Source organism: Streptomyces flavalbus (assembly GCF_042674625.1).
In the GTDB taxonomy this organism is placed as follows: domain Bacteria; phylum Actinomycetota; class Actinomycetes; order Streptomycetales; family Streptomycetaceae; genus Streptomyces; species Streptomyces flavalbus.
Window position 1 is genome coordinate 2,508,089 of the sequence record NZ_JBHTEB010000001.1, and the last position, 20,988, is coordinate 2,529,076.

The window sequence follows — 20,988 nt, forward strand, 5'->3', positions numbered from 1 at the left end:
CTCTATCGAGCGACCTGAAGGGGCCTGGCAGGCGGTCTAGGCGTCGACCATGCGCTGGAGCAGGTCCCGTAGGGCGAGGCGTTGTTCCTCCGACAGGGCGGCGAGGGGTTCGCGGGCGAAGCTCAGGGACTCGCGCAGCTCGCGGGCGACCCTGCGGCCCTCGGGGGTGGCCGCGGCGAGCTTGACGCGGCGGTCGGCGGGGTCGGGGCGGCGCTCGGCCAGGCCGCGGGACTCCAGGCGGTCGACTATGCCGGTGACGTTGGACGGCTCGCACCTGAGCTTGTTGGCGAGCTTGCGCATGGGCAGCGGTTCGAGGCTGAGCAGGCTGAGGAGTTTCGCCTGGGCGCCGGTGAGCGCGTGCGCGGCGGCGGCCTCCTCGTACTCGTCGTGGTAGCGGGCCACGACCGAGCCGATGAGGTCGACGACCTCCAGGGTGAGCGCGTCGGGGCGGCGTCGGGCGGGGGGTGTGGCCATGCCCTCCAGGGTACCCGCTTACTTGACAGCCTGAAATGTTCAGGAGCATCTTTGTTTCAGACACTGAAACAATTGCCGCGTGTACGGAAGCAACCGCGCACGTGACGACCGGAGAGGCGTTCCATGTCCGACACCCCCACACTCCCCGCCGTCAGCCGCGAGTGGCGGCTGCTGAGCCGCCCCGTCGGCTGGCCGAAGCCCGAGGACTTCGAGCTGGCCGAGGCGGAGATCCGGCAGCCGGGGCCCGGCGAGGTCCTGGTGCGCAACGCGTACCTCTCCGTCGACCCGTACATGCGCGGCCGGATGAGCGCCGCCAAGTCCTACGTCGCCCCCTACGAGCTGGGCAAGGCCATGCAGGGCGGCGCGGTGGGCGAGGTCGTCGCCTCCCAGGCCGACGGGATCGCGCCCGGCGACCACGTCCTGCACTTCGGCGGCTGGCGCGAGTACGCCACCGTCGAGGCGAAGCACGCCGTCAAGGTCGACCCGCAGGCCGCGCCCCTGTCGACGTACCTCGGCGTGCTCGGCATGACCGGCCTGACCGCGTACGCCGGGCTGCTGCGCACCGCCTCCTTCAAGGAGGGCGACACGGTCTTCGTCTCCGGCGCGGCGGGCGCGGTCGGCAGCCAGGTGGGGCAGCTCGCCAAGTTGAAGGGCGCCTCCCGGGTCATCGGCTCCGCGGGCTCCGCCGAGAAGGTGAAGCTGCTGGTCGAGGAGTACGGCTTCGACGCGGCCTTCAACTACAAGGACGGCCCCGTCAGCAAGCAGCTCCGCGCCGCCGCGCCGGACGGGATCGACGTCTACTTCGACAACGTCGGAGGGGACCACCTGGAGGCCGCCATCGGCTCCCTCAACCGGGGCGGCCGGATCGCGGTCTGCGGGATGATCTCCGTCTACAACGACACCGAGCCCGCGCCCGGCCCGCGCAACCTGGCCCGGCTGATCCAGACCCGGGGCCGCATCGAGGGCTTCCTCGTCGGCGACCACTACGACCTCCAGCCGCAGTTCGTCTCCGAGGTGGGCCCCTGGGTGGCCTCCGGGGCGCTGAAGTACCGGGAGACGGTCGTCGAGGGCATCGAGAACAACCTGGAGGCGTTCCTCGGGGTGCTGCGCGGCGACAACACCGGGAAGATGATCGTCAAGCTCTGAGCAAGCCGGGGTGGTTCACGTGCACCACCACAGGAACCGGTCGCACGTCTTGGTGGGTTCCGGTGCCGGTTCCGGGTCGTCGGCCGGGGGGTCGGTGGTGGGCGTGGGGTCCGGCGCGGGGCGCGTGCCGCTGGGGGCGGAGGCGCTGGGGGGCGGTCCGGCCGTGGCGGTCTGGGCGTCCCGGGTGGGGGACGCGTCGCCCTCCTCGTCCGTGCCTTCACCCTCGTCCTCGCCCTTGTCCTTCTCGTCGTCCTCGTCCCCGTCCCCGTCCTTCGCCGACGTGGACGGGGACGCCGACGTGTCCGGGGAGCCCGAGCCGGAGGACGACGGGGCGTCGGCGCGGGCCGCGCCGGTCGTGGGGTCCGCCGGGTCGGCCCCCGCCTCGGCCGCCGCGCCGCCGTCCGTCGAGGGGGCACCGGCCGCGGCGGGGCGGGGATCGGAGCCGGGGGCGTCCAGGCCCAGCTCGGCGAGGCTCAGGCCCGCGGCGGCCAGCACGAAGCCGGTGCCGACCAGCAGGGCGCGGCGGCGCCGGCGGCGGTGGGCGGCGGCTTTGCGGTCGCGTCGGCTCTGACGGCCCCCGGCAGGTGCCGCCTCGTCCGGCCCCTCGTCGCCGGGTTCGGTGTCGTAGGCGTCGGCTTCCGCCTCGTACTCCTCCGTCTCGGGCGGCAGGAAGCCGGTGGGCGTGCCGCACCCCGGGCAGGCGAGGGCGCCGTTCAGGTGCCGTCGGCACGGGTGGCAGTAATCCATGACGCGGGAAGATTAAGTTCCGGACTGGTGGTGTTCCTAGCCGCTTCAGTGAAGGTTCTGTGCGGAACTTTTCGTTCCGAGGCGGGAGTTGGGGCGCACCCCGGGGACAGGCCGGGCAACCGGCGCCTTCCCGTCGAAAGCGAGTTTCGATACCAGTTTCGAAAGTGTCGAAACCGTTACGCGTTCGACCCATTGACACGTCCGGCCGCCCGTCCTTACTGTCACGCCAGCATTTCGAACGTGTGACGACATTTCGAACAGAGCAAGCCACAGCCGACGTTTACGAGGGGCAGTAAACCGTGCGCATCACCGGAATCAGCACACACGTCGTCGGGACGCCCTGGCGCAACCTGACGTACGTCCAGGTGCACACCGACGAGGGCGTCACCGGAGTCGGCGAGACCCGGATGCTCGGGCACACCGACGCCCTCCTCGGTTACCTCAAGGAGGCCGAGACCAACCACATTCTCGGCTCCGACCCGTTCGCCGTGGAAGACCTCGTCCGGCGGATGAAGTACGGCGACTACGGGCGCGCCGGGGAGATCGTGATGTCCGGCATCGCCGTCATCGAGATGGCCTGCTGGGACATCAAGGGCAAGGCGCTGGGCGTGCCGGTGTGGCAGTTGCTCGGCGGCAAGGTGACCGACAAGGTCAAGGCGTACGCCAACGGCTGGTACACCACCGAGCGCACCCCGGAGGCGTACCACAAGGCCGCGCAGGGCGTCATGGAGCGCGGGTACCGGGCGCTGAAGATCGACCCCTTCGGCACCGGGCACTTCGAGCTGGACCACCAGCAGACCCTGTACGCCGTCTCCCTGATCGAGGCGGTGCGCGACGCCATCGGGCCCGAGGCCGAGCTGATGCTGGAGATGCACGGCCGGTTCTCCCCCGCGACCGCCGTGCGCCTCGCCCACGAGCTGGCGCCGTTCAAGCCCGCGTGGCTGGAGGAGCCGGTGCCGCCGGAGAACCTCAAGGCGCTGGAGAAGGTCGCCGCGAAGGTGGACATGCCGGTGGCCACCGGTGAGCGCATCCACGACCGGATCGAGTTCCGGGAGCTGTTCGAGAGCCAGGCCGTCGACATCATCCAGCCGGACGTCGGCCACATCGGCGGCATCTGGGAGACCCGGAAGCTCGCCGCCACCGCGGAGACCCACTACATGCTGGTCGCCCCGCACAACGTGGGCGGCCCGGTGCTCACCGCGGCCTCCCTCCAGGTCGGGTTCACCTCCCCCAACTTCAAGATCCTTGAGCACTTCAACGACTTCGCGGACGCGGAGATCAAGAAGGTCGTCAAGGGCGCGCCGCAGGTGGACCCCGAGGACGGCTGCTTCCACCTCTCCCACGCGCCCGGCCTCGGCGTCGAGCTGGACACCGACGCCGCCGCCGAGTTCCCGCAGCAGCAGGCCCGCTTCGACCTGTGGGCCGAGGGCTGGGAGCAGCGCAAGCCGAAGGGCACCGGCGCGTGAGGGGCGCCGCCGTCGTCGTCGAGGCGCCCGGCAGCCACCGGGTCGTCGAGCACACACCACGGCAGCCGGACCCCTGGGAGGCGCTGGTGCGGGTGCACGCCGTGGGGATCTGCGGCAGCGACCGCGAGGTCTACCAGGGCAACCGGCCCGAGGGGTACGTGCGGTACCCGCTCACCCCCGGCCACGAGTGGTCCGGGACGGTGGAGGTCGTGGGCGGCGGAGTGCCCGCGAGCCTGGTCGGGCGCAAGGTCGTCGCGGAGGGCTTCCGCAACTGCCAGGTGTGCGACCGCTGCCACGCCGGTGAGACGACGCTGTGCGCCGAGGGCTACGAGGAGACCGGGTTCACCCAGCCGGGCGCGATGGCGACCACGCTCACGCTCCCCGCGCGGCTGCTGCACGTGCTCCCCGACGACGCCGACCTGACGGCGGCGGCGCTGCTGGAGCCCGCGGCGTGCATCGCGGCGGCGGCGCTGAAGGCCGCCGCCGTGCCGGGGCAGCGGGTGGGCGTGGTCGGCACCGGGACGCTCGGGATGCTGGCCGTGCAGTTCCTGCGCGCCGTCTCCCCGGCCGAGCTGCTGGTCGTCGGCACCCGTCCGGACCGGGAGCCGCTGGCGCGGCGGTTCGGGGCGACGGACTTCCGCACCAAGGACCGGGAGCTGCCGGACGACCTGGACGTGGTGATCGAGACCGCCGGGTCCGCCGACGCCGCCAAGGTCGGCGCCGCCCTGCTGCGGCGCGGCGGGCGGCTGGTGCTGACCGGCATCCCGGCGCCGGGCGCGGCCGGGCTCGACCCGACCGACCTCGTCGTACGGCAGTTGGAGGTGCACACCGTCTTCGGGGCGGCGCCGGACGCCTGGTCGCACGCCGTGCGGGTCTTCGGCGCGGGACTGCTCGACACGGAGCCGCTGGTCACGCACGAGCTGGCGCTCACGGAGTTCTCCACGGCCATCGACCTGGTGGGCTCCGGCGACCCGAAGGTCGGGAAGGTGCTCCTGCGCCCCTAGCCGTACGCCGGTGCGGGGGCACCTGACGACCCCCGCACCGGCGTACACCAGGCCCTTACGAGCCTTCGCGCACCTGGTGCCGCGAACTTCGTCCGCTATTTCGAACACGAAGGACAACTTGTGACCGACGCTTCCGCCCCGGCGGCCCGCAGGCCAGGTGAGCAGGCCCTCACCACGCTCGGTCTGGGCGCCCCGGACCTCGACCCCGCCGACGCCTCGCCGCACTCCTTCCCCGGCGGCGGCCGCTGGCGCACCGAGATCCCCTCGTGCGAGGGTCCCGAGGCGCTCGCGGTGGTCCTGAAGGAGTCCTCGCGCCTTGACGTGCCGATCCACCGGATCAGCCAGGGCAGCGGCGTGTGGATGCTCACCGACGCCGAGATCACCGAGATGGTCGAGGCGACCGCCGCCCGGGACATCGAGCTGTGCCTGTTCACCGGGCCGCGCGGCACCTGGGACATCGGCGGCTCCACCCGCACCGACTCGGGCGGGGCGGGCGCGCGGGCCCGGGGGCACGACGCGGTCGCCGGGTGCGTCGAGGACGCCGTACGCGCCACCGAACTGGGCGTGAAGTGCCTGCTGGTGGCCGACGAGGGCGTGCTGTGGACGCTGCACCGGGCGCGCGCCGCCGGGATTCTCCCGGCCGACACCACGCTGAAGGTGTCGGCGCTGATCGGGCCGGTCAACCCGGCCGCGTACCAGGTGTACGAGCTGCTCGGCGCCGACTCGGTCAACGTGCCCAGCGACCTGACGCTGGACCACCTCACGGAGATACGCCGGGTGTCCGCGGCCCCGATGGACATGTACATCGAGGCGCCGGACGATCTGGGCGGCTATGTCCGGATGTACGAGGTCGCCGAGCTGATCCGGCGCGGGGCCCCGCTCTACCTGAAGTTCGGTCTCTCCAAGGCCCCCGGGATCTACCCGTACGGCACCCACATGCGGGACCTGACCCTGGACACGGCCCGGGAGCGGGTGCGGCGCGGACGGCTCGCCCTCGACCTGCTCGCCCGGCACGGCGCGGACGGGGACATGGCGCCGCTGGGGTCGCGACTGCCGGGTCAACTGCGCAGGTTCGAAAACCCGGCATAACTATCCGGAAACTTCCCTCCACAAAACGCGACACAGCTGCGCACAATCCAACACACTTCTTCGGCCGGACCAGCTCTCAGCGCACGGCCGAGGCACCGCCCCCAGCCGCACACACATCAAGGATGATGACCATGCGCAACCGCCGAGTCTCACTCGCCGCCATAGCCACCGCCGCCTCCCTCGCCCTGACCCTGTCCGCCTGCGGCCAGGACAGCGAGGGCGGCAGCGAGGAGAAGAAGGGCAGCTCGGAGGGGGCCACCGTCGGCATCGCGATGCCGACCAAGTCCTCCGAGCGCTGGATCGCCGACGGTGCCAACGTCGTCAAGAACCTGGAGTCCAAGGGCTACAAGACCAAGCTGGTCTACGGCGAGGACGAGCCCGACCAGCAGGTCTCCCAGATCGAGAACATGATCACACAGGGTGTGGACGCCCTGATCGTCGCGGCCATCGACAACAAGTCGCTCAACAACGTCCTCCAGCAGGCCGCCGACGCCGACATCCCGGTCATCTCCTACGACCGCCTCATCCTCGGCACCGAGAACGTCGACTACTACGCCTCCTTCGACAACGAGAAGGTCGGCGAGCTCCAGGGCAGCTACATCGTCCAGCAGCTCGGCCTGGAGGACGGCGAGAAGGGCCCGTTCAACATCGAGCTGTTCGCGGGCTCCAACGACGACAACAACACCCGCTACTTCTTCCAGGGCGCGATGAACGTCCTGCAGCCCTACATCGACAAGAAGCAGCTCGTCGTCAAGTCCGGCCAGACCGAGCTGACCCAGGTCACCACCCTGCGCTGGGACGGCGCCACCGCGCAGCGCCGCATGGACGACATCCTCACCAAGTCCTACAAGAGCGACCCGGTCGACGCGGTCCTCTCGCCGTACGACGGCATCTCCATCGGCATCCTGTCGGCGCTGAAGTCCGACGGCTACGGCACCAAGAGCAAGCCGCTGCCGGTCGTCACCGGGCAGGACGCCGAGGTCGCCTCGGTGAAGTCGATCATCGCCGACGAGCAGGCCATGACCGTCTACAAGGACACCCGCGAGCTGGCCAAGGTCGCCTCCAACATGGTCGACGCGCTGCTCAACGACAAGAAGCCCGAGGTCAACGACACCAAGACCTACGACAACGGCTCGAAGGTCGTCCCGGCCTACCTGCTGGAGCCGGTCGCGGTGAACAAGGAGAACTACCAGGAGGTCGTGGTCGACTCCGGCTACATCAAGGAGGGCGACCTCAAGTAACCGGTCCGAGTGACCGGTTACGCGTAACCGCCACCCCCTACTGATTGGAAGGCACGACCATGGCGGGACCCGTCCTGGAAATGCGCTCGATCGTCAAGACCTTTCCCGGCGTCAAGGCGCTGTCGGACGTCACACTGACCGTCCGGCAGGGCGAGGTCCACGCCATCTGCGGCGAGAACGGCGCCGGCAAGTCGACCCTGATGAAGGTCCTCTCCGGCGTCCACCCGCACGGCAGCTACGAAGGGGAGATCCTCTTCGAGGGAGAGACCTGCCGGTTCAAGGACATCCGGGCGAGCGAGCAGCACGGCATCGTCATCATCCACCAGGAACTGGCACTGGTGCCCTACCTCTCCATCGCGGAGAACATCTTCCTCGGCAACGAACACGCCTCGCGCGGGTTCATCAACTGGAACCAGACCCTTCGGCACGCCACCGAACTGCTGCGCCGCGTCGGGCTCGACGACCACCCGGAGACCCGGGTCGCGGACATCGGCGTGGGCAAGCAGCAACTCGTGGAGATCGCCAAGGCGCTCTCCAAGAAGGTGAAGCTGCTCATCCTCGACGAGCCGACCGCGGCCCTCAACGACGAGGACAGCGGCAAGCTGCTCGACCTGATCCTGGAGCTGAAGAACCAGGGCATCACGTCGATCATCATCAGCCACAAGCTCAACGAGATCCGCAAGGTCGCCGACTCGGTGACGATCCTGCGCGACGGGCAGACCATCGAGACGCTCGACGTGAAGGCCGCGGAGACCACCGAGGACCGCATCATCAGCGGCATGGTCGGCCGCGACCTGGAGAACCGCTTCCCCGAGCGCACCCCGATCGACCCGGAGGACAGCGCCGCCCCGGCCCTGGAGATCCGCGACTGGACCGTGTACCACCCCATCGACCAGCACCGCAAGGTCGTCGACGACGTGTCGCTGCACGTCCGGCGCGGGGAGATCGTCGGCATCGCGGGCCTGATGGGCGCCGGGCGCACCGAACTGGCGATGAGCGTCTTCGGCCGCACCTACGGCCGCTACAGCGGCGGCACGGTGCTCAAGGACGGCGAGGAGATCCGCACCAAGACCGTCGCGGAGGCGGTCAAGCACGGCATCGCCTACGTCACCGAGGACCGCAAGCACTTCGGCCTCAACCTCATCGACACCATCAACCGCAACATCTCGCTCAGCGCGCTGGGCAAGGTCGCCAAGCGGGGCGTGGTCGACGAGCACGGGGAGCGGCAGGTCGCCGAGGGCTTCCGCAAGTCCATGAACATCAAGGCGCCGACCGTCTTCGAGCCGGTGGGCAAGCTGTCCGGCGGCAACCAGCAGAAGGTCGTCCTCAGCAAGTGGATCTTCGCGGGTCCGGACGTGCTGATCCTGGACGAGCCGACGCGCGGCATCGACGTCGGCGCCAAGTACGAGATCTACACGGTCATCGACCAACTGGCGGCCCAGGGCAAGGCGGTCGTCTTCATCTCCTCCGAGCTGCCGGAACTGCTCGGCATGTGCGACCGCATCTACACCATGGCCGCCGGGCGGCTCACCGGTGAGTTCACGCGGGCGGAAGCCTCGCAGGAAACGCTGATGCGTCAGATGACGAAGGACAAAGAGGTAACGCGATGAGCACCGATGTGACCGCCAAGACCCCGGCCCCCGCGCCGCCGGGCAGGAACGGCGGCGCCACCGACGGCGGACTGCTGGGCCTGGTCCTGGACGGGATGCGCCGCAACATGCGGCAGTACGGCATGTTGATCGCCCTCGGCCTGATCGTGGCGCTGTTCGCGGTGTGGACCGACGGCGACCTGCTGCTGCCGCGCAACGTCTCCAACCTGGTCCTCCAGAACAGCTACATCCTGATCCTCGCGATCGGCATGATGCTCGTCATCATCGCGGGCCACATCGACCTGTCGGTCGGCTCGCTGACGGCGTTCGTCGGCGCCGTGGCCGCCGTGCTCATGGTCAAGAACGACATGCCATGGCCGCTCGCCGTGGTGCTGTGCCTGGCCATCGGCGCGGTCGCGGGAGCCACACAAGGGTTCTTCATCGCCTACGGCGGCATACCCTCGTTCATCGTCACCCTCGCGGGCATGTTGGTCTTCCGCGGCCTCACCGAGATCTTCCTGGAGGGCCAGACCCTCGGCCCGTTCCCCAAGGGCGAGCAGAAGGTCGGCAACGGCTTCCTGCCGGAGGTCGGCCCGAACACCAACTACCACAACCTCACCCTCCTCCTGGGCTTCGTCCTGATCGCCGCGGTGGTCTTCCAGGAGGTCCGTGACCGCAAGCGCCAGCAGGAGTTCTCCCTGGAGGTCCTGCCGCGGAACCTGTTCCTGCTGAAGCTGGTCGCCATCACGGCGGCGATCCTCACCGTCACCCTGCTGCTCGCCAGCTACAAGGGCACCCCGATCGTCCTGCTGGTCCTCGGCGTGCTGGTGGTCGGCTACAGCTACGTGATGCGCAACTCCATCTTCGGCCGCCACATCTACGCCATCGGCGGCAACCTCCCGGCGGCCAAGCTGTCCGGGGTCAAGGACAAGAAGGTCACCTTCTACGTCTTCCTGAACATGGGTATGCTCGCGGCCCTGGCGGGACTGGTCGTCGCCGCCCGCCTGAACGCGGCGTCTCCGAAGGCGGGCCTGAACTACGAACTCGAGGCCATCGCCTCCGCGTTCATCGGCGGCGCGTCCATGAGCGGCGGTGTCGGTACCGTCCTCGGCGCGATCATCGGCGGTCTCGTCCTCGGCGTGCTGAACAACGGCATGAACCTCCTCGGCGTCGGCACCGACTGGCAGCAGGTCATCAAGGGCCTCGCCCTGCTGGCCGCGGTCGGCTTCGACGTCTGGAACAAGCGCAAGGTCGGTTCGTAAGTCGCTCGGGCCCCGCCGGACGGCGGGGCCCCACCTTTTTGGAGAGCCGCACATGGAACTGAGCAGACGCACGGTCATCGCAGGAGCGGCAGCCGCCGGAGTCACCGCGGCGGCGGCGACAGGGGGTACGGCACACGCGAAGGGCGGGGGCGCGCCGTCGAAGTCGCTGTTCGGCACGCTCGCCGACGGCACGAAGGTGTACCGCTGGTCGCTGGCGAACGGCGGCACCCGCATGAAGGTCCTCTCCTACGGCGGCATCGTGCAGTCCCTGGAGATCCCGGACCGGCGCGGCCGGTACGCGAACGTCTCCCTCGGCTTCGACACCATCGAGGAGTACGTCGCCTCCAGCCCCTACTTCGGCGCCCTCATCGGCCGCTACGGCAACCGCATCGGCCAGGGCCGCTTCACCCTCGACGGCACCACGTACCAACTGTCCGTCAACGACGGCGAGAACAGCCTGCACGGCGGCGAGCAGGGCTTCGACAAGCGGGTCTGGGACGTCGAGCCGTTCAGCACCGGCACGGACGTCGGCCTCGTCCTGCGCTACACCAGCGCCGACGGCGAGATGGGCTACCCGGGCACGCTGCGCACCAAGGTGACGTACACCCTGACCCGGCACGGCGACTGGCGCATCGACTACGAGGCGACGACGGACAAGACCACCGTCGTCAACCTCACCAGCCACGTCTACTACAACCTGGCGGGCGAGTCGAGCGGCACGATCTACGACCACGAGCTGTCGATCGACGCCTCCCGCTACACCCCCGTCGACTCCGGTCTGATCCCCACCGGCGAGCTGGCGAGGGTCGCGGGCACCCCCTTCGACTTCCGCCGTGCCAAGCCGGTCGGCCGCGACATCCGCGTGGCCCACCAGCAGCTCCTCTACGGCAAGGGCCTGGACCACAACTGGGTCCTGGACAAGGGCATCACCTCCCGCCCGGCCCACGCCGCGACCCTGCGCGACCCGTCCTCGGGCCGCACGATGCACATCGCCACCACCGAGCCCGGCCTGCAGTTCTACTCGGGCAACTTCCTCGACGGCAGCCTGGTCGGCACCGGCGGCACGGTCTACCGGCAGGGCGACGGGCTGTGCCTGGAGACCCAGCACTTCCCGGACTCCCCGAACCAGCCGGGCTTCCCGTCGACGGTGCTGCGACCGGGCCAGACGTACCGGACGACGACGGTGCACTCGTTCGACGCGTGATCCGTCCGGCGTGGTGAGGGGCACACATTTCCTTCACGTCAGTTGAACGGCGCCCCTCCCGCCTCCGTACGTAGGGGTGGCCCGTGCTCCCCCGCACGGGCCACCCCGAACCGGAGGTCCCCTTGGCTGACAACGTCACCTCGTTGTTCCGCTCCACGGCGGCGCACAGCCCTTCGATGGCGGCGCTGACCCGGGAGAGCGGCGGGGACGGCGCCGGTCCGGTGGACTTCTGCATCCCCTGCAACCCGTACTTCCCCACCCCCGCCATGTTCGACGACATGGCGGCCAGGTTGCGGGACATCATCACGTACTACCCGAGCGGCGCCGACACCATCACGGCCGAACTGTGCGGCCTGCTCCAGCTCCCGCCGCAGTGCGTGGCGATGGGCAACGGCTCCACGGAGCTGATCACGTGGCTCGACCACCTCATGGTCCGCGAGTCCCTCGCCATCCCCGTCCCCACCTTCGGCCGCTGGACCGACCAGCCCATGGAGACCGGCAAGCGGGTCGACATGTTCCCGCTCCAGGAGTCCAGCGGCTTCGCCCTCGACCTCGCCCAGTACGCGGAGTTCATCCGCGCCCGGGGAACGCGCGTCGCGGTCCTCTGCAACCCCAACAACCCGGACGGCGGCTACCTCCACAAGCACGCCGTCGTCCAGTTCATGGACGCGATGGCCGACCTGGACCTGGTCGTGGTCGACGAGTCGTTCCTGGAGTTCGCCGACGCGGAGGCGGAACCGTCCGTCGTCCAGGAGGCGATGCTGCGCCCGAACGTGGTCGTGCTGCGCAGCCTGGGCAAGAACTTCGGCCTGCACGGCATCCGCTTCGGCTACCTGGTGGCGAACCCGGCGCTGGCCGGGAGAATCCGCACCGCGCTCCCGAGGTGGAACCTGAACTCCTTCGCCGAACACGTCGTCTTCATGCTGAAGGACCACGGCGCGGAGTACGCCCAGTCCCTCCACCAGGTCCGCCGCGACCGCCTCGACATGGCCAGCCAACTGGCCGCCCTGCCCGGCCTGACGGTCTACCCCTCCCAGGGCAACTTCCTCTTCGTCCGCCTCCCGGTGGGCGCGGAGGGCACGGTGGTCCGGGACCGGATGCTCACCGAGCACCGCGTCCTGGTCCGCGAGTGCGGCAACAAGATCGGTTCGTCCAGCCGCTTCCTGCGTCTCGTGGTGCGCCCCCAGGTGGACGTGCGTCGCCTGGTGTCCGGCCTGGAGCAGGTCCTCTACGGGACCAGGAGGGGAGCCGCCGCCGTACCCGAACTGAGCACCGGAACCGGCTACAGCTCGGGCACGGCGGCGGTGGACCGGTTGATCGGCGCGACGAACGGAGCGGGGGCACGCATGGCACAGCCGCTGCCCCACCCGGTGGGAACGCCCTTCCCCCCTCCCCAGCCCTACCCGCAAGCGGTACCGCAGGGGGTCCCCCAGCCCACCCCCCACCCTGCGGCGCCGCGTCCCGCCGCCGCCCAGCAGCCGGTACCGGCCCCCACACCGGTACCGGCTCCGGCGGCGGCGATGCCCGGCCCCACCCCACCCGGCGTCCCGGCCCACGGCGGCCTCACCGCCGCCCAGGTCCGCGGCGCCACGTCCCCAGCCGACCTGACGGCGGCCCCGGCGACGGGCTGGCCGGGGCCGGGCACCTGGCCGAACGCGGCGGGGATGGGGCAGGCGGGCTGAGCCGCCTGCCCCGGCCCGCCCCGGGTCAGTAGGCGACGGGCCATCCGCTGCTCCAGTTCAGGAGGTTGATGCCGAGCTTGGGCGTGCCGTTCGCGGCGCCGTCGTAGTAGTGGTAGACGATCAGGTCGCCGTCCACGTCGGACATGATCGACTGGCCGCCGGGGCCGATGGTGTTGCCGTGCGACTCCAGGACCGGGGTGCCGCCGTTGTTCATCATCGACACGCCGTTGCGGTCGTAGTACGGGCCGGTGACGCTCGTGGCGCGGCCCACCTTGACCTTGTACGTGGAGCTGGTGCCCGCGCAGCAGGTGTCGTACGAGGCGAAGAGGTAGTAGTAGCTCCCGCGCTTGACGATGAAGGGGGCCTCCACCGCCTTGGTGCCGGTGGGGCGGGAGGCCAGGGAGTAGCGGGTCGTGTGGGAGGCGAGCTGCTTCCCGGTGGACGGGTCGATCTGGATCATCTTGATGCCGGTCCACCAACTGCCGAACGACAGCCACCACTTGCCGTCGCCGTCGACGAAGAGGTTGGGGTCGATGGCGTTGTAGTCGCTGGACGAGGACGACGTGTAGACGATGCCGTAGTCGCTCCAACTGCCCGGCTGGCCCGTCGTGGAGCCCGCCAGTCCGATGGCGGACGTGTTGGAGCCGAACGACGAGACCGAGTAGTACATCAGGTACTTGCCGCCGTGGTACGAGATGTCCGGCGCCCACGCCTCCGGCACGGAGGAGTAGCGCGACCACCAGCTCGGGCGGGTGGTGAACGCGTCCCGGCCCGCCGTGAAGGCGGTGCGGTCGCTGGACGTCTTGTTGCTGATGCCGCCGCCGGTGGCGTAGAGCAGGTACTGCCCGGAGGACGTGCGGATCATCGACGGGTCGTGGGTGACGACCGAGCCGGTGACGTAGCCGGGGTTCGGGTACGCCGACGCGCTGGTGGGGACCAGGGCGAGGGCGACGGCGGCGGGGAGGGCGAGGAGTGCGCGGGGGATGCGGGGGGTGCGCGTTGTGGGGATGCGGCTCACTTGAACGCTCCTGTTCGTTCGGAATTTCGAACAACGGTCGTTCTGTCGGACGGAACCTAGAATCGAACACCATGCGCGTCAATCCCTCGCGCACACCCCGTCCCTCCGGCCTGAGGCACAGGTCACACGGAGGGCTGTCACACCCGGCGGGGGCGGCGGGTCATAGCTGCGTAGCCATCCACGAGAAACGAGCAAGAGGAGATCACCGTGGAAGCCCGTCTCGACCTGTTCAGCAACCCCGTCCTCGGCAAGTTCCTGAGGAGCATCAACGCCGCGGGGAAGGCCGTGACCGACTCGGACCTCCCCGCCACGACACAGGAGTTGGTGAAGATCCGGGCCAGCCAGATCAACGGCTGCGGATTCTGCACCGACATGCACACCAAAGACGCCGCGCACGCCGGGGAGACCTCGGTGCGGCTGAACCTCATCGCCGCCTGGCGGGAGGCCACCGTCTTCACGGACGCCGAACGCGCCGCCCTGGAGCTGACCGAGGAGGGCACCCGGATCGCGGACGGCGCCGGTGGGGTCAGCGACGAGGTGTGGGCCAACGCCGCCAAGCACTACGACGAGAACCAACTCGCCGCCCTGGCGGCGCTGATCGCGGCCATCAACACGTACAACCGCGTCAACGTACTGGTCCGCCAGCCCGCTGGAAGCTACGAGGTCGGCATGTTCGGCTGAGCCGGACCCCGCGGCGGTCGCGAGTGCCCGGTTCCGGGCGGCGCGGCGCGTCTCACGTCGGGTTCTCCCAGGACGCCGGTTCCGATGCCAGGCGCAGTACGGGCTCCGGGAGGGTGTTCGTGGCGATGTCGGCGATCGTCACGCCCTCCAGGATCGCGCGTACGTTGGCGCGCAGCGCGATCCACAGGGGCAGCAGGGGTTCGGCGGTGCCGGTGTAGCTGAGGCTGTTCGGGCGTTCGCCGCGGACGGACACGATGGGGCCGTCCACCGTGCGGATGACGTCCGCGACGGTGATCGTCGACGGGTCGCGGGCCAGCCGGTAGCCGCCGCTGCCGCCGCGCCTGCTCTCGACGATCTGGCCGCGGCGCAGATCGCCGAGGATGCCCTCCAGGAACTTGTGCGGGATGTCCTGCGCGGCGGCGATGGCCTCCGCCTTCACCGGGTCGCCGCCCTGTCCCTGCCGTGCGGCGAGTTCCAGTACCGCCCGCACCGCGTAGTCCGCCCGTGCCGAGATCCTCATGCCGCCATTGTCCGGTGCGCCGGGGGGCGACGGCGCACCGGACGGGCGCGGTATCAGCTCATTCGGATCACGTTCCAGGACAGCGGCTCCAGTACGGCGGTCAGGGTCCCGTCCGTCAGGGTGGTGCCGTCCACCGCGTGCGGGGTCACCCGCTCGGGGTCCTCCAGGGTGTTGCGGGCGTCCGGGTCGGCGTCCGCCAGCGCGCTGTGCTCGACGACCCCGGTCAGGTCCAGGCCGTTCAGGGCGACGGTGAGCGGCAGCGGCTCGGTGCGGCTGCGGTTGACCGCGAAGACGGTGACCGAGCCGTCCTCGGCGCGTACGGCGGTGGCGTGCAGCAGGTCCGTCTCGCCGTACTTGGCCGTCTGGTACGTCGGGGAGTCCACCCGGACGTCGAGCACCTCGCCCCGGCCGTACCGGGACGCCTGCGAGAACGGGAAGAACGTCGTCTGCCGCCACGCCGGGCCGCCCGGCTCCGTCATGATCGGCGCGATGACGTTCACGAGCTGCGCGAGGCAGGCCACGGTGACGCGGTCGGCGTGCCGCAGCAGCGCGATGAGGAGCGAGCCGAAGACGACGGCGTCGGTGACGCTGTAGCTGTCCTCCAGCAGGCGGGGGGCCTCGGGCCAGTCCAGCGGGTTGGTGCGGGCCTCCTCCTGGTGGCGCCGCATGTACCAGACGTTCCACTCGTCGAAGGAGAGGTTGATCTTCTTCTTCGACTTCAGCCGGGCGCCGACGTGGTCGCAGGTCGCGACGACGTTCTCGATGAACGACTCCATGTCCACGGCCGACGCGAGGAAGGAGTCCACGTCGCCGTCGACCGGCTCGTAGTAGGCGTGCAGGGAGATGTAGTCGACGAGGTCGTACGTCTCCTTCAGGACGGTCGCCTCCCACTCCGCGAACGTGTCCATCGACTGGCCGGAGCTGCCGCAGGCGACGAGTTCCAGGCCGGGGTCGATCTGGCGCATCGCGCGGGCCGTCTCGGCGGCGATCCTGCCGTATTCCTCGGCGGTCTTGTGGCCGGTCTGCCACTCGCCGTCCATCTCGTTGCCGAGGCACCACAGCCGGATGCCGAAGGGGTCCTTGTCGCCGTGGGAGCGGCGCAGCTCCGACAGGCGGGTGCCGGAGGGGTGGTTGGCGTACTCCTGGAGTTCGATGGCCTCGGCGACGCCGCGCGTGCCGAGGTTGACGGCCATCATGGGCTCCGCCTGCGGGCCGATCTTCCTCAGGAACGCGATGTACTCGGAGAGGCCGAAGCGGTTCGTCTCCGTGGTGCGCCAGGCGAGGTCGAGGCGGCGGGGGCGGTCCTCGACCGGGCCGACGGAGTCCTCCCACTTGTAGCCCGACACGAAGTTGCCGCCGGGGTAGCGGATGGCGGTCACGCCGAGTTCGCGGACGAGTTCCAGGACGTCCTGGCGCAGGCCCGCCTCGTCGGCGGTGGGGTGGTCCGGTTCGAAGACGCCGGTGTAGACGCAGCGGCCGAGGTGCTCCACGAAGCTGCCGAAGATACGGGGGTTGACTTCGCCGACGGTGAAGGCGGGGTCGAGGGTGAAACGGGCAGTGCCGTGCATGGTCGCCTTTCGGGGTGGGTGGTTTCTGTTCGGTGGGCGGGTGCGGGTGGTGGGTGGCTGGTCGCGCCCCTAGAGGACGAGAGGCCAACCGTCTGTCGTCCAGCTCAGCCTGTTCAGCCCCAGCTTCGGGGTGCCGTCGTCCTGGGCGTCGTAGTAGTGGTACGCCAGCCAGTCCCCTCCCTTGTCCTGGAAGACCGACTGGCCGCCCGTGCCGACGAAGTCGCCGTGGCCCGCGAGGAGCAGGTCGCCGCCGCCCTCCAGGAGCGGGGTGCCGGTGCTGTCCACGTACGGGCCGGTGACCGACGTCGAGCGGCCGACCTTGATCCTGTAGGTGGAGCTGGTGCCCGCGCAACAGGCGTCGTAGGAGGCGAAGAGGTAGTAGTAGCGGCCGTGTCGGACGACGTAGGGGCCCTCGACGGCGTACGGCTCGTCCGGGCGGGTCGCCAGGTGGTGGACCGTGGTGCCCTTGACCGCCTTGCCGGTGCGGGCGTCCAGCTCCACCATGCGGATGCCGGTCCAGTAGGAGCCGAAGGCCATCCACAGCCTGCCGTCGGCGCGGATGACGGCGGGGTCGATGGCGTTCCAGTGGTCGGTGGTCTCGGAGGTGAGGACCGTGCCGTGGTCGGTCCAGGTGCCGGGCAGGCCGGTCCGGGAGGTGGCGACGCCGATCGCGGAGTGGTTGGTGCCCCAGGAGGAGACGGCGTAGTAGAGCCAGTAGCGGCCGTCGCGGTAGGAGAGGTCGGGGGCCCAGGGGTCGCCGGTGTCGTTGTACTCGTACCACCAGGCCGGGGGCTCGGCGAAGGCGTTGCCCGCGTCGTCCCAGTGCCTGCCGTCCTTCGACAGCCGGGCGCCGATCACGCCGCCGGTGGAGTAGGCGACGTAGCCGCCCGTCCTCAGGCGCATGACCGTGGGGTCGTGGATGATCTCCTGGCCGGTGATCGGGCGGGGGTCGGGGTAGCTGACGTCGGCCGCCTGTGCCGAGGTCGGCACGAGGACCAGCAGGGCCGTCGCGGCGAGGGCCGCCATCGCGGTGCGCGGGGTCACTGGCCCGCCAGTCCCGTGTGGGCGACGCCCGCCACGATCTGCCGCTGGAAGAAGACGAAGACGATGATCAGGGGCAGGCCCGCCATCAGGCCGCCCGCCATGAGCTGGGCCCACTGGATGCCGTAGGAGTTCATGACGGTCGCGATGCCGTTGGGCATGGTCATCAGGTCGGGGTTGTTGGTCACCATGTACGGCCAGAGGAAGTTGTTCCAGGAGGCGATGAAGGTGAAGATGCCGACCGCCGCCAGGGAGGGGCGGGCGAGCGGGACGACGATGGTGAAGAAGACCCGCCAGCGGCCCGCGCCGTCGATGAAGGCGGCCTCCTCCAGTTCGCGCGGGACGCCCTGGAAGAACTTGTAGAGGATGTAGACCATCGCGGCGGGCGCGCACTGCGGCAGGATCATGCCCCAGTAGGTGTCGACCATGCCCATCTGCTGGACGGTGGTGAACAGCGGCACGCCGAGCACGGCCGGGGAGACCATCAGGCCCGCCATGACGATCCCGAGCAGGACGTTCTTGCCGCGGAACTCGGTGCGGGCGAAGCCGTATCCGGCGAGGGCGGCGACGGTCAGCACGATGGCCGTGACGCAGACGGAGACGACGAGCGAGTTGACGAACCAGTTGGTGATGTTGCCGGTCTCGAAGATCGCCGTCCACGCCTGGCCGGTCCACTCCTTCGGCAGCCAGTGCGGGGGCACCTCGACGGCCTCGGTCTCGGACTTCAGGGAGGTGAACAGGGCCCAGGCGAGCGGGGCGAGGAAGACCGCGGAGACGGCGGCGCCCAGCAGGGTGAGGACGATCTGGCTCGGGGTCCAGGTGCCGCGGGGCCTGGTGCAGGTCGGGGTGGCGGTGCTCATCGGGCGCCCTCCTCACGGTTGCGCAGCAGCCACGTCCGCGCGAGGGCGACGGCCGCGATGATCACGAAGAAGATGACGGAGATGGCGGAGGCGTAGCCCACGCGGTAGCTGGTGAAGCCCTCTTCGAGGGTGTACTGCACGAAGGTGCGGGTGCTGCCCTCGGGTCCGGGTCCGAAGTCCTGCATGACGACGGCCTGGTCGAAGACCTGGAGCGAGGCGAGGATCTGGAGGGCGATGACGAGGCCGGTGATGTTGCGCAGCATCGGCAGGGTGATGTGGACCATGCGGTGCCAGGCGCCCGCGCCGTCCAGCTTGGCGGCCTCGTAGAGGTGGCCGGGGATGCCCTGGAGGGCGGCGAGGTAGAGCAGGAAGCTGAAGCCGACCGTCCACCACAGGGTGGTGATGACGACGGCGAGCATGGCGTACGACTTGTCGGTCAGCCACGGGGTGTCGAGGCCGAAGACGTGGTTGACCATCCCGGTGCCGGGGTTGAACAGCCACTGCCAGAGGTTGGCGGCGACGGTGGACGGCAGCAGGAACGGGGCGAAGAAGCAGAGCCGCCAGAGCCACTTGCCGCGCTCGATGTGGTGGGCGAGCATCGCGAGCAGGAAGGCGAGGACGGTGATGCAGGGCACGACCAGCAGGGTGAAGTAGGCGCTGTGGCCCAGCGACTCCCACATCAGGTCGTCCTTGAGGGCCTCGCGGTAGTTGTCGAGGCCGATGAAGCTGGCGCCGTCGCCGGAGATGTTGGCGTCGGTGAAGCTGAGGTAGAGGCCGCGCAGCAGCGGCCAGATCACGAAGAGGGCGAAGAGCAGCAGGAACGGCGCGATGAACCAGCCGCCGTGCTGGAAGCCCTGCCCGCGGCGGACGGTGGCGCTCGGCGCGGCGGTCCTGGCGCGGGCCGGTGCGAGGACGGTTCCTGCGCTGGTCGTCGTCATGCGACGGCACCTCCCTGCGCGGCGGTCTTGCCGTCCATGGGGTTGGGCATGGACAGCAGTTGGGTGAGGGCGCCCTTCATACGGCGGGCGACGGCCTCCGGCCGGGCGGAGCCGCTGGTGGCGGAGACGACGATCGGGCCGACGCGCTGGGCGAGGATGCCGGTGGAGCCCGCGAACCACACCTTGGGCTCGGTGGCCTGGTGCTCCATGGCGCTGACGTACTCGCTCTGCGGCTGGAGCTTCTGGTAGTCCGGGGCGGAGAGGGTGGGCGTGTAGGCGGGGATGTGGCCGCCGCCCGCCCACGCCTGGGCGTGCCGCACGATGTAGGCGGCGAGCTGGTGGGCGGCCTCGTTGGTGGCGCCGCCGCGGCCGGACTGGTGGGGCAGGACGAAGGCGTGCGACTCGGCGTGGGTGGCCCGCTGGCCGAAGACGGGCGGCAGCGGGGTGGCGCCGTACTCGATCTCCGCGGCGTCGAAGACCGGCACCGACCAGTTGCCCTCCCAGGCGAACGGGGAGCCGTTGACGAACTGCTCGGCGCCCGCGCCGCCGCCGAAGTTGGGGTTGGCGTAGCCGTCGGCGATGTGCCGGTGCAGGAACTCCAGGACCTGGGTGGCCTTGTCGGTGTCGAAGGTGACCTCGGTCCTGGCGTCGTTGAACCAGGTGCCGCCGAGCTGGGTGTAGAAGGCGACGAAGAACCACCACTGGAAGTTCTGGTCGTTGTGCCACAGGCCGATGGTCTGGAGGCCCTTCTTGGTGGCCGCCTTGGCCTCCTTCAGCACGTCGAACCACTCGTCGGTGGAGGTCACGGGCACCATGCGGCCGTCGGCGCCGAGCAGTCCCGCCCGCTTCAGCACGTCCTTGCGGTAGAAGCAGAGCTGTACGTGGATGTCGAGCGGGAGGGCGTAGAGCCTGCCGTCGACGACGGCGCGCTTCCACAGCTCGGGGTTGAAGTCGGCCTCCCGGACGCCGTACTTGGCGAGCAGGTCCACGTCCCACGGGTCGAGGAGGCGGCCGGGTGAGAAGCCGGTGACCCGGCCGAGGTGCATGACGCTCAGCTCGGGGGCGCGGTTGCCCGCGGCGGCCATGGCGAGCTTGGTGTAGAAGGGGCTGCCCCACTGGAGCGTGGAGTCCTTGACCGCGATCTCCGGGTGCTCGGCGCGGAAGGAGTCGAGCATGGCGATCATGTTGTAGCCGTCGCCGCCGCTGAAGAGGTTCCAGTAGCGCACCCGGGTGTCCGCGCCGGTGGCGAGCGCGTCGGCGCCGGTGCCGAGCGCCGCGAAGCCGAAGCTCCCGGCGACGATCAAGCCCCCCACGGCCGTGAGTAGTTGCCTGCGGTTCAGGCCAGGTCGTCCCATTGCCCTGCCCTCATCGTTCGAGATGTTCGAGATTTCGAATCGTGCTCGTAACTTCGAACGGGACCGTAAGGTCGTCGCCATCAACCGTCAATGGATCGGACAG

Annotated in this window: 19 protein-coding genes; 10 read left to right on the top strand and 9 right to left on the bottom strand. The window is 69.9% G+C overall.

Going from position 1 to position 20,988, the window contains the following annotated elements; all coding sequences use genetic code 11:
- Nucleotides 1-36: 36 nt before the first annotated feature.
- The gene (locus ACFQZ6_RS11195; RefSeq protein ID WP_381607204.1) at nt 37-474 is read right to left on the bottom strand and encodes a MarR family winged helix-turn-helix transcriptional regulator; all 438 of its coding nucleotides are present in this window, start codon (nt 472-474) and stop codon (nt 37-39) included.
- 123 nt (nt 475-597) lie between these two features.
- Between ACFQZ6_RS11195 and ACFQZ6_RS11200 the strand changes: the two genes are divergently transcribed.
- The gene (locus tag ACFQZ6_RS11200; protein WP_381607206.1) at nt 598-1,620 is read left to right on the top strand and encodes an NADP-dependent oxidoreductase; all 1,023 of its coding nucleotides are present in this window, start codon (nt 598-600) and stop codon (nt 1,618-1,620) included.
- A 15-nt stretch (nt 1,621-1,635) separates the two neighbouring features.
- Here the strand turns inward: ACFQZ6_RS11200 and ACFQZ6_RS11205 are convergent, their stop codons facing one another.
- Nucleotides 1,636-2,367, bottom strand: coding sequence for an SCO2400 family protein (locus ACFQZ6_RS11205; protein WP_381607208.1), 732 nt, complete (start codon nt 2,365-2,367; stop codon nt 1,636-1,638).
- Nucleotides 2,368-2,666: 299 nt separating this feature from the next.
- Between ACFQZ6_RS11205 and ACFQZ6_RS11210 the strand changes: the two genes are divergently transcribed.
- The 8 genes from ACFQZ6_RS11210 (at nt 2,667) to ACFQZ6_RS11245 (ending at nt 12,904) form a co-directional block, all read left to right on the top strand.
- The gene (locus ACFQZ6_RS11210; protein ID WP_381607210.1) at nt 2,667-3,833 is read left to right on the top strand and encodes a mandelate racemase/muconate lactonizing enzyme family protein; all 1,167 of its coding nucleotides are present in this window, start codon (nt 2,667-2,669) and stop codon (nt 3,831-3,833) included.
- A complete protein-coding gene (locus ACFQZ6_RS11215) occupies nt 3,830-4,837 on the top strand; it encodes a zinc-dependent alcohol dehydrogenase (RefSeq protein ID WP_381607213.1) in 1,008 nt (335 codons plus the stop codon). Before ACFQZ6_RS11210 ends, ACFQZ6_RS11215 begins: the two co-directional genes overlap by 4 nt.
- Before the next feature lie 120 nt (nt 4,838-4,957).
- Complete coding sequence (locus tag ACFQZ6_RS11220) at nt 4,958-5,926, top strand: hypothetical protein (RefSeq protein WP_381607215.1); 969 nt, start codon at nt 4,958-4,960, stop codon at nt 5,924-5,926.
- Nucleotides 5,927-6,057: 131 nt separating this feature from the next.
- On the top strand, nt 6,058-7,167 hold the full coding sequence (chvE, locus tag ACFQZ6_RS11225) for a multiple monosaccharide ABC transporter substrate-binding protein (protein ID WP_381607217.1): 1,110 nt from the start codon (nt 6,058-6,060) through the stop codon (nt 7,165-7,167).
- 59 nt (nt 7,168-7,226) lie between these two features.
- Nucleotides 7,227-8,777, top strand: a complete 1,551-nt coding sequence (mmsA, locus tag ACFQZ6_RS11230) for a multiple monosaccharide ABC transporter ATP-binding protein (protein ID WP_381607219.1) — start codon at nt 7,227-7,229, stop codon at nt 8,775-8,777.
- A complete protein-coding gene (gene mmsB / locus ACFQZ6_RS11235) occupies nt 8,774-10,018 on the top strand; it encodes a multiple monosaccharide ABC transporter permease (protein WP_381607221.1) in 1,245 nt (414 codons plus the stop codon). The genes mmsA and mmsB overlap by 4 nt, the downstream gene beginning before the upstream one ends.
- A 52-nt stretch (nt 10,019-10,070) precedes the next feature.
- Nucleotides 10,071-11,222, top strand: coding sequence for an aldose epimerase family protein (locus ACFQZ6_RS11240; protein WP_381607223.1), 1,152 nt, complete (start codon nt 10,071-10,073; stop codon nt 11,220-11,222).
- Between the two features lie 122 nt (nt 11,223-11,344).
- Entirely contained in the window at nt 11,345-12,904 is a 1,560-nt protein-coding gene (locus tag ACFQZ6_RS11245) for a pyridoxal phosphate-dependent aminotransferase (RefSeq protein WP_381607226.1), read from the top strand.
- 25 nt (nt 12,905-12,929) lie between these two features.
- Here ACFQZ6_RS11245 and ACFQZ6_RS11250 read toward each other — a convergent pair whose 3' ends face one another.
- Nucleotides 12,930-13,922, bottom strand: a complete 993-nt coding sequence (locus ACFQZ6_RS11250; RefSeq protein ID WP_381607228.1) for an arabinan endo-1,5-alpha-L-arabinosidase — start codon at nt 13,920-13,922, stop codon at nt 12,930-12,932.
- Between the two features lie 207 nt (nt 13,923-14,129).
- Between ACFQZ6_RS11250 and ACFQZ6_RS11255 the strand changes: the two genes are divergently transcribed.
- Nucleotides 14,130-14,603: a carboxymuconolactone decarboxylase family protein gene (locus ACFQZ6_RS11255; protein WP_381607229.1), complete on the top strand. Its 474-nt coding sequence runs from the start codon at nt 14,130-14,132 to the stop codon at nt 14,601-14,603.
- A 52-nt stretch (nt 14,604-14,655) separates the two neighbouring features.
- On the opposite strand, the gene ACFQZ6_RS11260 is transcribed toward ACFQZ6_RS11255, so the two are convergent.
- The 6 genes from ACFQZ6_RS11260 to ACFQZ6_RS11285 form a co-directional block, all read right to left on the bottom strand.
- Nucleotides 14,656-15,123 carry an RrF2 family transcriptional regulator gene (locus tag ACFQZ6_RS11260; RefSeq protein ID WP_381607230.1) on the bottom strand — a complete coding sequence of 156 codons (468 nt, stop codon included), beginning with the start codon at nt 15,121-15,123 and terminating at the stop codon, nt 14,656-14,658.
- A gap of 53 nt (nt 15,124-15,176) precedes the next feature.
- Nucleotides 15,177-16,691: an arabinosylfuranosidase ArfA gene (gene arfA, locus ACFQZ6_RS11265; protein ID WP_381607232.1), complete on the bottom strand. Its 1,515-nt coding sequence runs from the start codon at nt 16,689-16,691 to the stop codon at nt 15,177-15,179.
- A gap of 69 nt (nt 16,692-16,760) precedes the next feature.
- A complete protein-coding gene (locus ACFQZ6_RS11270) occupies nt 16,761-17,717 on the bottom strand; it encodes an arabinan endo-1,5-alpha-L-arabinosidase (protein WP_381618229.1) in 957 nt (318 codons plus the stop codon).
- Between the two features lie 14 nt (nt 17,718-17,731).
- A complete protein-coding gene (locus ACFQZ6_RS11275) occupies nt 17,732-18,592 on the bottom strand; it encodes a carbohydrate ABC transporter permease (RefSeq protein WP_381607234.1) in 861 nt (286 codons plus the stop codon).
- Nucleotides 18,589-19,530: a carbohydrate ABC transporter permease gene (locus ACFQZ6_RS11280; protein WP_381607236.1), complete on the bottom strand. Its 942-nt coding sequence runs from the start codon at nt 19,528-19,530 to the stop codon at nt 18,589-18,591. The genes ACFQZ6_RS11275 and ACFQZ6_RS11280 overlap by 4 nt, the downstream gene beginning before the upstream one ends.
- On the bottom strand, nt 19,527-20,885 hold the full coding sequence (locus ACFQZ6_RS11285) for an extracellular solute-binding protein (RefSeq protein ID WP_381607238.1): 1,359 nt from the start codon (nt 20,883-20,885) through the stop codon (nt 19,527-19,529). The genes ACFQZ6_RS11280 and ACFQZ6_RS11285 overlap by 4 nt, the downstream gene beginning before the upstream one ends.
- Nucleotides 20,886-20,988: the final 103 nt, after the last annotated feature.